We start from the raw sequence: 15,578 nt of genomic DNA, 5'->3' as shown, positions 1-15,578 counted from the left end.
TTACGTCGACTTAAGCGTTTTTGATTAACGATTTAATTAGATTTTAGATATCTCTTCAATTCATTATAAAAATTTTCTCTGGTGCCGGCTAAAATAACGACAATCCATTCCCCGTCTTTGCCCTCTTCAAGGATATATGCAATCTCGTAAACGGTGCCCTTATATCTAAAATCATAGCCACGAATCCCGGATAAATCACCCGTCTTAAATTCTCCGATTTCAGGGTTACTTGAGATTTTTTCTAAAGTTAATTTGTACAAATCTTGAAGTTGTTTGTCATTCTTTTTGAGACTTTTAAAATATCTTTTTGCTGCGGGAGAATATTTAATACACAAGTTATCACTCAATTCAAATCAGTCCTCGTCGTCATCTCCGAATAAATCATCTAGTGAAGTCGGTTCGGATTCTAATGCTTCCTTAACCATTTGTGAAATAGCCGGACGAATCATATTTTTACGGCGTTGAAACTCTTTTAAGATGTCGTTCCCGGTGAAGCCCTCTTCAAGAACATCTGCTAATATTTCTTCTGAGAAATCATCCGTATGTGTTCTTACTGGTTTGATTTGAATAACTCCGTCATTCAGTTCCATAATAATCTCTTTTTCAATACCGATCGCATCAAAAAATTCTTTTGGAATGGCGATTTGTCTTTTGCTGGAGACGGCAACCTTTTTCGTTTTCGTTGCTAACATGGTTTCTCTCTCCTTTTTTCACTTTACCATTTTCATTGTTGTGTAATTTATTTTCCCTCGGTTTTTTTGTTCGTATGCTTTTTGTTAGTTGACTTTTCGCATTTTCACTTTATATCCAGTAAGAATTCTTACTCTTTACTTAATACTAACTATATACCACTCTTTTAATTTATTCAATCAAGTTACATATTCCCGAAATTTTATTAATCAGAAGTAGTTGATATAAAATCCAAATAAATACAAATAAATATTGTTGCACCCTTTTTTATTATTTATAGTTAATATATGTATAAAAATATTCTTACTAAAAGATCTGGAGGAGAAATATATGAAATTAATTAAGTTACGTGTATCTAATTTTAGAGGAATAGCGGGAAATTCAGTTACTGCTGGAATTGAGATTGATTTCGAAAACATAGACTTGGTCTATTTGATTGGACAAAACAATACAGGAAAATCTTCAATCCTCCATTCCTACGAGTATTTTGTTAATTCATCCATAAATGCAAAATTAAATGATTTTCACAATAATAATTCAGAACCTATAATTATCGAAGGATGGATCCAAGCCGAAAGCGATGAGGATCGACAACATAGTGCAATGGTGAATTCAATGGACCATGAAGGTGTTGGGAGGTTTAAAAAAGAGTGGGTTGAAATAGGAGGAAGCGCTAATAAATATACTTTTAACACAACGGATCAATGCTGGGATATAGGAGGTGCAGGAGGATTCGACACCTTATTACAAAACGCTTGCCCAGAACCGATTTGGTTACGCGGATTAGACGATGTAGAAATAATTCTAGCGAACGTTCAGAAACTGATTAAAGAAAAAGTAATAGACAACGCAGTCAGCTCTTCTCGGATCGGAACCATTCAATCAGAGCTAGAAGAACTTCGTAAGGAAATTTTACAAGATGAATACTCAATAAAATTAGAATCACGATTAAATGATATGATGCAAGAGACTTTCCCTGACTTAAAAGTATCTTTATTTGGAGATAAGAAAGATGATATAAGTAAAAAACTCTCTTCATTTATACATACCGATATCAACTTTTCTAATCGACAAGGGCAAGCTTTGCACATGAGTAATCATGGTCATGGCATTCGGAGACAATTCTTATTCAATTCATTAAGAGGACTAAATCATGTCTTTAAGGAAATGGAAACTGCTAGAAACAGAAGAAATGTCGAAATAATCGATAACATTGACCAAAAAGATACTTCATCAAGAAAGAAAATGCTTTTAATTGAAGAACCAGAGCTTTTTCTTCACCCTCAATCTATTAGACTTTTTTCGAAAATACTCTATGACTTAGTAAATCGAGAAAACGGGAACCCGGAGTTTCAAATTATAGCTGCCACACATTCTCCGATTATGATTGATTTAAGTAGAGATCATACTACTTTAATTAAAACTAATATCAATGACTTAGGGGATGTTTGCTTAAACCAAGTAAAATACTCTATTTTTGACGAAGAAGAAAAAGAGCACATGAAAATGTTAAATTCATTTAACCCGTACATTTGTGAAGCGTTCTTTAACGATAAGGTTATTTTAGTTGAAGGTGATACTGAGGCTGTAGTTTTTAGAGAACTGTTAAACAAGTTTGTCGAGAACGGAAAAATTTCATATAACGATGTTCCTTTAGTAGTAAATTGTGGTACAAAAAATAATATTCCGTCTTTCCAAAAAGTTTTAAACCATTTTAAAATTTGTTATACAGTAATTCATGATTTAGACGACACCTTGAACGTCAATAATCAAAATAATAGTGCATGGACTTTAAACTTCACTATTGAAGCTGGAATCATTCAAGTAAATGATCCTAATATAGCTAGACGATATGTTATGGAACGAAATTTTGAGGATGCCCACCACTACAGTCATACTTCATCATTAGGTAAACCGCTTTCGGCTTATAGATTAGTCCAGGGATGGGATGTAAATGATACAAGCATAAAGGCCGTAGAAGCGTTAAATTATTGTATTGAATACGACCCGAATCTAGTGTTCGATAGTAATTGGGTGAATAATCGAGATAATTCGAAAGTAACTCCTTAATGCTTGAACAATAATACACCCAAAGACAGAGTGGAATATACCGCACTAAGTATCCTCAGGTAGCTAAACGATTCAATTTTCCTTGAGTCGCCTAGCTACTTTTTTTATTTCTTAAAACCAAAATCCAATCTTCTTATATATAAAAATCAACCCTAAAAAAATCTATAATATATTACTCTTGTCTCAGTACGAACTTAAAATATCTAACTTGTGATAATATAAGGTTATCACAAGTTAAGGATTATTATTTGATGGATATGTTAATGACGTATTACTTTATAGTCACTAAAAATAGATATAATAATCATTGTATTTTTAATGAAATACATACGTATTACATTAAAAAGACCTTGATACTATTCATACGTTTCATTTTTTATGAAAATTGATTAGAAAAGAGGAAGAAGCATGGAGATCAAGAAAAAGCAGCAGGCGTTCGAAGTGGCATTGCGAGAATTGACCGGGGCGAATCCTAAATTAGCCGAGGCGCTGAAAAAGGACCATATCGATCTCGATACGTTAACTGACATCGAAGTGATTGAATTGTTCTGGGCAACGGAATTATTCCCAATCTACGCTGATAAGAGTCCGCACACGCGTCGTGCCTATAAGCAAGATCTCGAGTTCGTTCTCAGTTTTGTGATGACCAATACCGAAGGTCTAAAGCGCTTAACCGTTCTAGATATTCATCGTTATTTGTTTGACGTAAACGAGCAATATTCACCTCGCACGGCACAACGCAAGAACAATATGTTAAAGCGTCTCTTAACTTACCTTCATATCAATCAATATCATCAACACAACTTAGCTTTCCATGTGAAAAATCAGAAGCGACCAGAACCCCTTCGTCGAGAAGTTGATTTTGAAGAGATTGAACGCATTGCTGAATCATTTCGTTATACGGTTCAACGAGCACAAAAAAAGGAACTCATAGAGCTCCGAAATGAAACCATTGGCTATTTGTTGTTGACGACAGGTATGCGGGCGGCGGAACTGTTATCAATCAAGTTCACCAACGTGAAGCGAAATCAGCAGACATCCTATGTCGAAGTGAAGGGGAAACGTGACAAGTGGCGTCGTATCCCGATCACCGAGAAGGCGACCCATCTCGTTAATCGGTTGCAGACATTGATGATGATTGAGGAAGTCTCGTCTCCTTTCATCGCCTTTAGCACGAAAAAAACCAACAAGGCCATCACATATGAGGCCTTGCGCCTAATGACTCATCAGGCAGTCGACCATGTAGTGACTGAAGAGAAGACCCCACCCCACTGGTTCCGCCGGGCCTATATAACAAAACTCCTAGCGAACGGCAATTCGTTGATTGGAGTAATGCAGTTAGTCGGCCATGAATCGATTAACACAACGAACACTTACCTGCAATCTTTAAATCAACTCTCAACCGTGTCCAACACCGACTTACCTTTTGAATAAGAAAACTTAATCTGAACCTCAGAGCAGAGCATGTTGGAGAGTCACTCTGTTCCGAGGTTTCTTTAATCTAAATTTATCACCAGTGTCAAATTCATATCAAATCACAATTTAAAAGTTGTCGGATATTGCAGAACGAAATTTAGTATACAATCAGCTTCCTGATAGTTTGATTGAATTTTTTGTTGTTTGTCTGCTCTTCATAGAGAAAGATACACCTCTAAGATTTTTTTCCTATGATCCTATCGTTATCGGTATTTCGAACGTAGTGAGAGATCGGAGGTTCCGTTCGTATCAATACTTGAGATGTTACCTTTCGGCCCCTCGAAATCAGAGAAATCAGTCGGATTCTTCGCCAATCTATTTGTCTTATTATCTTCTCTCGCGTTTAAAACGTAGAAAATATATTTATAGGTATAAATGACTTAATACTAAATCTATAACTTCATCATAAGTTTTAATCATAATATTCCTATAGTCGTTTTCTAATCTCTTCCAATCAGGCGTATCTAACATACTCCTTCTTCCTATAACTAAAATCCTTTTAGGATAATAAATATTTATTCCATGTTTCTCTTCTGCAAACTTTCTATTTTTAGGATCTTCAAAATAATATTCATAATCTCTTGTTTGACTAATATATGAATGAATTTCTGCACTAAAGGTTTGTCTATTTTCCCTACCTACTGTACTATTTATATTTTTTAAATTAGGTAATTTAAATTCAACAATATCTGAATATCCATTTGATCCCTCTATAAAAAAATCTGGTCTAATAGCTCTACGCTTTTCTGATTGCCATTCTAATTCACATTCAGACGATATATTTTTACCCATAAAAGCCATTTTTAATATAAACTGATTTTCAGGTTTAGCTAGAAAAGCAGTTATTTGAGGTTCCTTAGTATCCTTAGAACTAATCAACTCGACAAAACGATTTAAACTATACCATTTCTCTTCTCTAAACCCAGAAGGAAGAGGATAATTAAAATGGGCATCATGTAATATAACATCTTTAATGTTTGGCCATATATAAAATTTAAATTCATCTACTTCTACATCTTCATCATTTAATTGTAATGGGAACAAATCTAGCCACTTTATATTTCGGGTGACTAGACCTGATCTGTTAGTTCCATAAAAAAAACCGTTCACTATTCTATGACACATACCTTCTTGTAAAACAAATTCACCTGCATTAAAATTTATTATCATTGTTTGACCTGCTAAGTTCCAACCATTGTCTAACAGAATATCTATCGCTTCATTAGTAGGATGAACCAGGTCTTCACTATATTCAAGTAATGGGAAGGTTGGTCCTGTTTGATTACCATAATCAATACCTAATATTTCTGTTAATAGATTATCTGCCTTTGAATAGTCAATTATTTTTACTTCCACTTTTTTATTCGAACTGATTTGCTTGGAATTAATATTTCCTATATACTCGATTCCCCAATGAGTTTTGCCTAAATAAAATATTATTTTTTCTGGATTCAGCAGGAAATTCGTAAAGTTTTTTTTTAATTCAGCATCCATTTCTAGTACATCCCATATTTTCTTCCAATAATTTTCCATAAGCATATTTGCTAACAAATTGGCACAATCCACTAATGGTAGTGCGTTCTTTTCCTCCATATCTTCTTTCCCCTTTAAAATTGACTGAGATCTTATGCTCTTGTTTGTTTTAAAAAAATATTGCCGATAACATGAGGGACAGATGTCTTTACATGATGTTCTGATACACCTATTGTGACACGGTATAAGCACTGTGTAAAAAAGACAAGAGACACACAACTTTTTTGCTATAACAAATGAACTGATTTGCTTTATCGCAATGATTTACATCTGCCACTTCTAATTCTGGAAGAAATCCGTCTAACATGATTGATTCTCTCAATCCTTTTAATGAATTCTAAGAATCAGAGTTAAGGTCGTTTTAAATAAATTTAATTAGTTTTTCAATTTATCTCCATAGGAAGTGAAACATGATTGACCATTATCTTACTTCTGTTTAAAATGAAAGTCGATTTTTCATAGTTTTTATATACTCTATTTAAACTTCTATCTTTCAAACACTCGATCTATTGCATCCAAATCGCTTTCATCATATTGATAATCATCCCAATGTAAGTCATCGTACTTATCATAATCAGGCTCTGGGAACATGACTGCAGTTAGTACTGATTCAACTTCATTGAAAAAATATTCTGAACCTAAAAAATTTTCTGTTTTTATTAATAGTCTATCAAGATTAATTTTGCTACTAATGTTACTAACTTTGTGCTCTAAAAGGGATAGTATTCTTCCGCAAATAATATTATGTACAAATTCCCATTCTTCTCTAGCCTCTTCATCTCGCCCTGTAACAAGTAAATGTTCTAGCTTACTAAGCGGATGTTCATCTTGTGTTTTACTGATTTGTTCAAGTTGTTCAAAAACATCGATAGTCATGATTTCTTCTTCTACAAGTTCATCTAAACTAAAATATATTTTATTAACTATAAGCTCATTTAATTCATTTTTTTCTCCTAATATTTCATACAATTCAATCAATTCGAAATAATCAAACTCATAAATTATATTAGTAAGAATTTTCTCGTTTGATAAGTGTTTCTTCATATCATAAAATTTAAATAATGAATCATTGTCAAGCATTTTAATTATAATTTGCTTTTTGTTAATCACTTTATCTGGAACATAGACTTTTTCAAATTCATTGAAATTTTGCTCAACAATTTTTTTATAAGTTTCATTTTTAATTTCTAATACAGCGATCCCATAGTAGAAGTATGAGTAGAATTTTCCCTCAGTTCCTTTCAATTTAATGTAATCACCATTAATCAGCTTATCAATTAAATATTGCGAAGCTTGTTCTCCATACAATCTTTCTATTTGATCGATATAAACAGATGATTCTTTCATTTGTTCTAGCAAAATATCATTATTTTTAAGTTGATTTGATAAGTAATCATTTAACGAAGGATTAATTACCCCAATTTTAACTTTTAAATTATCCTCATACAATTTGATTAAAGAATTTCCTAATCTAGACTTAGTATCATTGAAGTAATCAATCGTACTATCTAATCTCATTTCATTCTTTAACTGATAATTAAAACATTCTTTCAATATATCTTCATCTATGTATTTTTCTGTAAGCGAAAATAATGTGTACATAAAAATACGATCCGTCTGTTGCAACTTATTGCTAAATTCATCATTCCAGATTTCCTTTGGATCTGTTAAATGCTCATTTATAAATTCCACATAATTTTCGGGTTTAACATTCTTATATCTACTTTTTAGTGTAACAAATTCAATTATTCGGGGGTTATAATTTGGATGCTTAACAATTCTTCTGTACGAAGAATTTTGTTTTAAATTTTTCATATATGTCGAAGGGATTTTCTCTTTTAAAAGATGATTCATAAATATCATCGCTTTTTCTTCTAAAGTAATGTTATCCATACTAATAATTTTCACATTGATTTTATTTTCATCTAAGAAATTTCTAAATTTAAAAAGTGACCTTTTAGCTTCTTGTAGAATTGTAATTCGAGAATTCATTATTAACACCTTATTTTTGTGGCGACTAACAAATTTGACTAAGGAGATAATTTCTTTATCTTGACCTGCTTTTAGATCAAAATAATATTGTCCTAAGAAATCATCCAAATATATTACTTCTTTCACGTTAGGGTTTTGAGTAATAGCTTTTTTAATTTTAGTTATGCTTGAATCACTGGTATAACGAATTTGATAGCCTTGTTTTACAAAAGAGAGTACAAGCATTTTTGAATTCATTGTTTTCCCAACGCCTGGTGCACCTATTAACATAAGTACATTACTCTCATTGAATGACAATAATGCTTCATTAAAAATTTTTGTTTGAACAAAAAAATGTAGCTCTTCTTCAATATCGTTTAACAATATATCCCCATCGAGAAACACATCATTACTAAAAATATTTCTTAATATTTTATCTGATAGTAACCATAGTTTGAAATTTTTTCGAAGAATGTCCTGATTTTCTTCCTGATTCAAAAATTCCTCCAATTGGTTCTTAGTGATTATATGTGAAGTATCCTCCATATAATCACTAAATAAATCGTATATGTCCTTAATATTTTGAGGTGATAGATCTTGTGAGACACATACGTAGTATGAATTTGGATTTAGTTCTTTAACTTTCTCAACCTCCTTTTTCAAGGAAATCATTAGATTTGAAAATGTACTTTTGAAGTAGTGTTTGACTTGAACAACAATATTATTTTGAATGTTATCATCTTTTAAATCAATTCCTCCATCTCGTCCTGTTTTGTAGAATCTTAATTTCACACCTAGTTTTCTACTCAATATATCTGCACTTAATTTTTCGAACTCAAAATCGCTTAGTAATCCGAAATCATACATTACACATTCTCCCCCATCATTAGTATTTGATTATACAAAATAAATTCAAATATTCTTTAGCGCCAGAAACACTTTCAAAAGGAAGGTTGTCACCTTAAGCGCATAACTTTCTCGTTACTTCTCCCCATTTAGGAATAACTAGTGCCGTGGAAATAGAGCAGCACCCCGATTTCGTTCGGACATTTTCGTGACAACTGAATTACTTGCACTGGTCTGTAATCGCCGTATTGAGGATACCACCCGAAAACGAGTTGTGGACTGCGCGGGTTGCCGCCTCCATCGAAGCCGTGTTGCTGTCTGCAATTGGCAGTACGGCGTAGAACCGACTCTTAAGATAGATGAACTTCGCGACGCGTGCGCTACCAGTGGAGGAACACACACTTCATGCGCACGTCGCTCTGCCAATTAGAGATGAACATCCGCAGATGTTAAATCGCCTGCTAGTCTTCATCTTTTGGCACTTACCTTTATGTCGAAGTATAGTCGTCGACAGATTAATTTTCCTCGAGTCGATCCAGCGGACAATGGTCGAGAAGACGATTCTGCCAATCTGCCATTTTTTCCGACCAATAGCGCGTCGCCACAGTTTTTCGATTATTGTCAAGCGCGTTGTCTCTTCTAGCTTCATCTTCCTGCCTCAGTTGTCTCTTCCTTTCACACAACATCTCTTTTCGCGTTCCGTCTGATTTTCTGCGATTCGGTCGGAGGCTATTTCAGCTGGATATTCCGATCTTAAGAAATATCTTTATCTTCACACATTCGGTTCTCAAGCAGCTCATAGCGACTCCTCAATCTAAATGTTTGTGTGTTAACTCCATACTACATGAGAGCATCTTTATAGTTTTTTTACGTTCTTGTTTTATTTGTTGCACTTAACTTTATAATTCATCATATAAAAACGAATGATGTCATTTAAAATTAATGAAAATAATCTTCATCTATTTCTGAATTTCCCATGCTAAAATCCACAATAATACATCGTTCAAATTCTGTTTTATCTTTATAGTTTTCTTGTACGTAATCAATTATTTTCGAATTGTTAAAAATCTTTTATTTTATTTATTCCCTTTTCAAGCGTATTTCCAGAAAAATGATATTGTCCTTCGATTAAAAAACCTCATTTACTAAGCACTCATCTATGTATTCTTCTTATCTATCAAATAACTTGTCAACTGCTTCTTCAACTTTAGATAAATTATAAGTCCTTACTTTATATGCTGATGAATCGTCTTTGTTACACATTATAAAATCATTTTACATTTAATGACGCATGGAATACTATAAGACTTTTGACAGAAAACAGTTAAATTATATTTACTGACAATCTGTTTTCTTCAAGAATTGATAACTTATTTATCAATTAAAAAAGTGTGCGCCGGCGCACACTTAACGGTATTTGAAATAAATCAGGATATTTTTTTGTTATGCGAAATATGCTATATTTATTGCAGAAGAGGTGATCAATATGGAGACTCAATTAAACTCTAATGGCCGCTCTCAACAACTCATCATTTCTCAAGCGGTCACGGCTATTCAAAGACATCGCATGGAAGAAATTCTCCATAGTGTGTCTATCTTCGATATCCAGGAGTTCGTTACAGAACTTTATCAAGAAAACTATCAATTCGAGAATCTAGAGGCTTCTTATAAAAAGGTACGTTATCATTCATTTAATAAGTTAAAGAAACGTTGGGTCCAAGCCGCCATCCGAAATTATGAAGAGGGTCGTGGCCCCAAAAAGGAATTACGTGCCCGGTTCGAAATGATTACAGCATACCATCATTTGGTCGGACCAGAAGCCTTCCAAAAAGAGTTTCACGTGAAAACCATCGAGGATTACATGCAACAATGTATTTTAGAGTTAAAGGAATGGTCTGAAAATCCGAACCTGTTAATCCATACCTATCCATATTGGTCACAAAAGACGGTGAATCAGAAGAAGACTTCGCTCAAAACAGACGTTTTGATGATCCTGTGGGAGGTTGCTAAAGAGGTCGAACTCAACCAACCGACGGCGCATCATTCTCCGACACTCGCCGTTGATATACCCTTTTTTGGCATGTCCGACCGCATCAAGAACCAGACGGACCTTTTAGATGAAAAACTAAATGAAGCCTCGCAGCTAAATCTCGAGCTGCAAAACTACGACACGGTGGTCCCAAAATATAAGAAGGGGATTCCCGACCACCTCTCGGTTCTTGTCAGCAAAGAGTTCATCCAAGAATTGAACGGAAAGGTGCCGGATCTCGATTCGAAAGACTTTGAAGCCTTTACAGAGATTCTGGCGTATCGGGACATGACTTTCCAGACGAGCCGGAAAATCATTTTCCCGCTCTCACAGCTCGTTAAGAAGCTGTATGCGAACGATAGCGGGAAAAGTTATGACCTAACGACGCAACGTCTCATGAAACTTGGTTACTACCGGGTAGCAGGACATAACGAGGAGGGAGACTTCTTCATTCGCGGCTTATTCTCCTCAGTGACGATTAAAAATGCGACGACATTAGCCGAGAGCCAAGTCATCGTGACGGTCAGTGAAGAGATTTATGACGACCTGTTGAAACAACAGATCGTCAGTATTTATGGAGAACAGATTGAACAATTGAAAGGCAGCTTCGCCTATCATCTGGCCTTCGTTCTTCAAAAAGAGCGGATGAACTCCATCCAGACAGGAGAACAACAACCCGTTAGAAGACATTGGCGTCAGTTCACCTATTCGATTCGATTCAACAAGGTCCGAAAGGCCGACAATCTAAAGGAGCTTGAGTTGAATTTAAACCGGATTAAAGAGCATGATTTCATCCTGAAGGAATGGCATCGTTCTGGTGATTATTATTTCTTCACCTTCTACCCGTTGGAGTCTTGGGAATTGCCAGGGCATGTGGACACACTACTGCTATAATTGATATCGTGGAGAACCCAGTCTATCTGGGTTCTTTTATTAGTTTATTTACGTCAATGTTTCACATGAATCATCTTGGGTCAACTTTAAACTTACAAAAGATCAGATAAATCAAATGTTGAGCTTAAAGACAATCAAAAAATACCTTTAATCACATCAAAAGTATTTCTTGTATAAAATACATATGCGTTCGAATAATCAAACGTTATTTTTCTTTGATATGAAATATACATTTGAAGTCCAGTTCTTTTTTTGTACAGGATATTGATTTTTAATTACATCTTTAAATTTTTCAATCGACATAAAAGTAATATATGAGCTGTCTTCATACTGGTAAACATTTAATCCAATTAAAGAATAGAATGGGTTTACATGAATCATACTATTTTTTGTATACATTAAGCCGATCAAAATAAATAATAATAAATTTGTTATTAGTGATTTATTATCTGAGATGTCTTGTATAGATGCTAAGGGAACAACGTAAGTGATTAAATAACTCATTTCTTGATCTTTAAGAGGTTGAATTTTTTTATAATCCATTCTTAATATTTTTGGAATTCCAGATTTAGTGAACTGAAAAATAAGTATTGATGCAAAGAAAATAGATAATAAAAATAAAATAATTAAAGCACCCCAAAAGTAACTTTCTGGACCTCCCTTAGTCAATTGATTTTTTAAAGTTTCAAAGTCTTTTAAATGCTTAATAATTAATAAAAAATAGAGAGGGAGATAAGATAAGATATACATTCCCCATCGCATCATATAATTCATCTATATCTCACCTCACATTAGTTTATCTTCTAACTCCTCGTTGATTCAAAATAAGAGTTCTGTAAAATGCATCTGATAAAAAGTTTGCAATTTCGACCATTTCATCGGGGTCTCCTCCATAAAGAATTTGACCCTGATCACTTACTTCAATCAATAAGTTATTAGCATCAATTATACCCCTAAGATCTTCAACATCTCGGTCCAATACTTCTTCAATTATTTCTGGATTTTGTGCTAATCGAGTTAACTTTCTAAGCATAAACCTACTTTGCAAACAATCATTTCGAAATTGATCTATATCCACGAAATTATTAGAAAGGGTATCTAATAACGTTTCAACTGTCGCTACATAAAAGTCATTAATATCAAAAATATTTGATAGAGCATTACGATTCAAAACGAGAGCTTCCTCTCCCCTTACTAAAACATCCGGAAAACAGTCAAATGAGTAAATATTACTATCGAGCTTATTAAATTCGTTATTGTTAAAATATCCTTTAATTGATCGGAATAATCTTGACGACTTAAACATACGCTTGAAAAGATATACTGGTTCACTTTCTGGGTCATTAGCATTAAAAAACTTTATACAATAGAATGAAAATTGTGATGGCTCACTCGCTCTTGAATCAAAAGGAACGTGGTTTTCTTCATCTTCAATCTCACATTCAATAAAGTGTGTAATCGCATTAAATGCTGCCTGTCCATTTCTACATACTTCTAATTGATCTTCCTCGGATAAAAGTGTATCAAAATCGGTTTGCTGAAAGTTGAATTTTTCAGTACCTAAAACACTGTATAACTCTCCTTTAATTTCTTCAGCAATGCTTTGAATTTCTGCCTCATGAATTGAGTAATTAGTGATTCTTGCTCGAGTTCTTTTTTCAATTAAAAAGAAATTTACTGAAGACACATTTATGAAATTTTGTACTTCTATTATATTCATTAATTCCCCACCCCTCATTCAATCTACTAATACAACACGATAAGATGTATTGTTTTTTCTATAAATTTGAAAATTTTCAATAAAATTATAACACAAACGTAAGTCCCTGTTTTGTGATAGCTAATTTGATTTCTATTTAACATTAACTATAGGTTTTATTAAACATTTAATTATCCTATAACTATATTAAACTCCTCTATCAATATTTATAAATCAACTTTTTAAAATTTATTCTCTTTCATGCTCTATAAAAGTTCTCATGTAATATATTTCGAGATTCTTTCTCCTTTCGATTTTTCTCTCAAAATATAATAGACAATCTAGCAGTTCACCTTTTTTGGTGAATATAATTTGCTTTTATATTAGATTTCAATGATTTTGGTAACAAACGGCCGTACCAAACTTGCACTTTTTTGTTTTTGGTAACAAATGACCGTACCAAACTTGCATTTTCTCGTTTTAGTCATGAAACACCGTACTGAAACCACACTTTTACATATTTATAGACTCGCAGAAAATAAAATTCAGTGACTCTTTATACGTTTTTGGTAACAAATGACCGTACCTAAATTACACTTTCTTCATTTTTGGTAACAAATAACCGTACCAAACTTACACTTTAATGTTTTTGGTAACAAAATACCGTACTGAAAGTGCATATTTTTCATTTTCAACTCAAAAATTCTACTATATTTTCAGTTGAAACGGCGTTATAGAGCCGCTAAATCGATTTTGGTAACAAATGACCGTACTGAAAATGCATATTTTTTTCTATTCAAAATGGCTTCATATCAACGTATTTTTCATTTTGGTAACAAATGACCGTACTGAAAATGCACTTTGACACTATCTCGAAAGAACAAGATACTGAAACTAGGATATTTTAGGATAGAGGAGGTGTAGGGTACGTGGTTTACAGAAATCGTCACATTTTAGTTGCAAACAAACTACTCGTCGCGATGAGTGGCTTAACTCGTTGGACGAAACGCGCTGATCACTATCGCTATGAACAGCATCACTATAACATCCCTACATGCTTCACTTCTTTTAAGTGGACAAAGTCACGGATTCGCCATGTCCTCACACTTCTTTCTTATGCAGATGACCAAGGTAAGATTGAGTTTATGGAAGATACAGAGCTTGCTTCTTCCGCTCATACATCTGTCCGTTCTTTACATAATAACTTAAAAACATTTGAGAGCCATGGCTTGTTACGACTTGTCCGGCATTTCCCTGGAGTGCTCTCGATTGAACTGACCGATTATCTTGAGAATTATCGTGACCTTTATGTTGACGGATCCTCTGTCGTTTCGAAGACCGGGTACACGTCTATTTGGCATGATCTTCTTTCCGAACTGCTCACGCTTGATAACGTGAACGCTTTGCGCCTTGCGTTACGTACACTCGTACAAGTTGAAAAAGATATCCATGTTCAATCACATGACCAAGCCATCCTTACTTATGACGAGATTAAAGGCTTCTTGCCTAAATACTGTGGCCACAAACTTGCCATTCAAAAGATGATGGGTCGTTTGAAGTTCCTTCAAGTGTCACTTGTAGAGGACAGCCGTCATTTCTTAAATGTGGTGAAGCAAAATCTCACGCTTAAAAAACGCGTTCAAGATATTTCGCGTCCCGTCCTCGTTGAATTGACGTTAGATAAATCTCAAGACAGTAAAGTCATCCGAGAAGAAGAGCGTTCAGATGCTCAAATTGCTTGGTTCGAGTTGCGTAAGCGCGTTGGTGAGTTCTTCGATTTCGATGCACTAAAAGTAAGCCGTGAATCTCTCTATTCAATGAGTGATACGTTCGGTGCATTAGCGTTCCGTGAAGTCTTGGCTGACTTGAAACAAGCGTTTCTTCACCATCGTGAAGACTTAATTCATTCAAGTGAGCATCAACTCTTCTTCAATGAGCCGATTCTTTACCTTCATCAACAACTAAAACATAAAGTGGAAAAATTGACGATCGCATGATGGTCTTTTTGGCATGCCTCATTTTGAAAAATTGTATGAAAACATCCCGAATCTATATCCATTGTTGATGCATTCCATCAAAAGGCATCGTATATGACCTGTGTTTCATAAGGTCATTTTTATATTTTACATCTCTGGAAAAAAATCAAATACAATCGTTTTTATTTCAAATATATAGCGAATAAAATTGGCTGTTGGATATGATTTATCAAAAAGGAAATGAAAAAAAAATAGCCCCTTTGAATAAAAGAAACTATAGCTGACATATTTACAATCTTCTAAATCTCTCGAAAACGTTGGTGTCAAAAGGATTTTCGGACTTTCCTTTTTCCTAATTCTTTTAATCTATCTTTAATTCTTATTCATTCTATTT

At 33.9% G+C, this 15,578-nt stretch carries 10 protein-coding genes; 4 read left to right on the top strand and 6 right to left on the bottom strand.

The features are described from left to right. Positions 1–32: 32 nt before the first annotated feature. Together KNO96_RS12995 and KNO96_RS12990 are read right to left on the bottom strand one after the other, a co-directional pair. Positions 33–347, bottom strand: a complete 315-nt coding sequence (locus tag KNO96_RS12995) for a type II toxin-antitoxin system RelE/ParE family toxin (RefSeq protein ID WP_251125206.1) — start codon at positions 345–347, stop codon at positions 33–35. Positions 348–353: 6 nt separating this feature from the next. Beyond that, on the bottom strand, positions 354–692 hold the full coding sequence (locus KNO96_RS12990; protein WP_115336732.1) for an AbrB/MazE/SpoVT family DNA-binding domain-containing protein: 339 nt from the start codon (positions 690–692) through the stop codon (positions 354–356). A 328-nt stretch (positions 693–1,020) separates the two neighbouring features. Between KNO96_RS12990 and KNO96_RS12985 the strand changes: the two genes are divergently transcribed. Next, entirely contained in the window at positions 1,021–2,760 is a 1,740-nt protein-coding gene (locus tag KNO96_RS12985) for an ATP-dependent nuclease (RefSeq protein WP_214704208.1), read from the top strand. 408 nt (positions 2,761–3,168) lie between these two features. Continuing rightward, complete coding sequence (locus tag KNO96_RS12980; RefSeq protein ID WP_214704209.1) at positions 3,169–4,194, top strand: tyrosine-type recombinase/integrase; 1,026 nt, start codon at positions 3,169–3,171, stop codon at positions 4,192–4,194. A gap of 405 nt (positions 4,195–4,599) precedes the next feature. On the opposite strand, the gene KNO96_RS12975 is transcribed toward KNO96_RS12980, so the two are convergent. Together KNO96_RS12975 and KNO96_RS12970 are read right to left on the bottom strand one after the other, a co-directional pair. After that, positions 4,600–5,829, bottom strand: coding sequence for a Shedu anti-phage system protein SduA domain-containing protein (locus tag KNO96_RS12975; RefSeq protein WP_214704212.1), 1,230 nt, complete (start codon positions 5,827–5,829; stop codon positions 4,600–4,602). 426 nt (positions 5,830–6,255) lie between these two features. Further along, on the bottom strand, positions 6,256–8,607 hold the full coding sequence (locus KNO96_RS12970) for an nSTAND3 domain-containing NTPase (protein WP_214704217.1): 2,352 nt from the start codon (positions 8,605–8,607) through the stop codon (positions 6,256–6,258). Between the two features lie 1,465 nt (positions 8,608–10,072). Here KNO96_RS12970 and KNO96_RS12965 point away from each other — a divergent pair. Continuing rightward, positions 10,073–11,509 (top strand): hypothetical protein, encoded by a 1,437-nt coding sequence (locus tag KNO96_RS12965; RefSeq protein WP_214704219.1) that lies wholly within the window; start codon positions 10,073–10,075, stop codon positions 11,507–11,509. A 198-nt stretch (positions 11,510–11,707) separates the two neighbouring features. On the opposite strand, the gene KNO96_RS12960 is transcribed toward KNO96_RS12965, so the two are convergent. Both KNO96_RS12960 and KNO96_RS12955 read right to left on the bottom strand, forming a co-directional pair. After that, positions 11,708–12,283, bottom strand: a complete 576-nt coding sequence (locus tag KNO96_RS12960; protein ID WP_214704221.1) for a hypothetical protein — start codon at positions 12,281–12,283, stop codon at positions 11,708–11,710. Between the two features lie 22 nt (positions 12,284–12,305). Beyond that, on the bottom strand, positions 12,306–13,229 hold the full coding sequence (locus KNO96_RS12955) for a Kiwa anti-phage protein KwaB-like domain-containing protein (protein ID WP_214704222.1): 924 nt from the start codon (positions 13,227–13,229) through the stop codon (positions 12,306–12,308). A 908-nt stretch (positions 13,230–14,137) separates the two neighbouring features. On the opposite strand from KNO96_RS12955, the gene KNO96_RS12950 reads away from it, so the two are divergent. After that, the gene (locus KNO96_RS12950; RefSeq protein ID WP_214704224.1) at positions 14,138–15,205 is read left to right on the top strand and encodes a hypothetical protein; all 1,068 of its coding nucleotides are present in this window, start codon (positions 14,138–14,140) and stop codon (positions 15,203–15,205) included. Positions 15,206–15,578 lie beyond the last annotated feature (373 nt).

The organism is Exiguobacterium sp. s89, assembly GCF_018617735.1.
GTDB classification, from domain to species: Bacteria; Bacillota; Bacilli; order Exiguobacteriales; family Exiguobacteriaceae; genus Exiguobacterium; species Exiguobacterium marinum.
The sequence above is the reverse complement of the archived record's forward strand: the minus strand, read 5'-3'. Positions and strand labels throughout refer to the sequence as shown.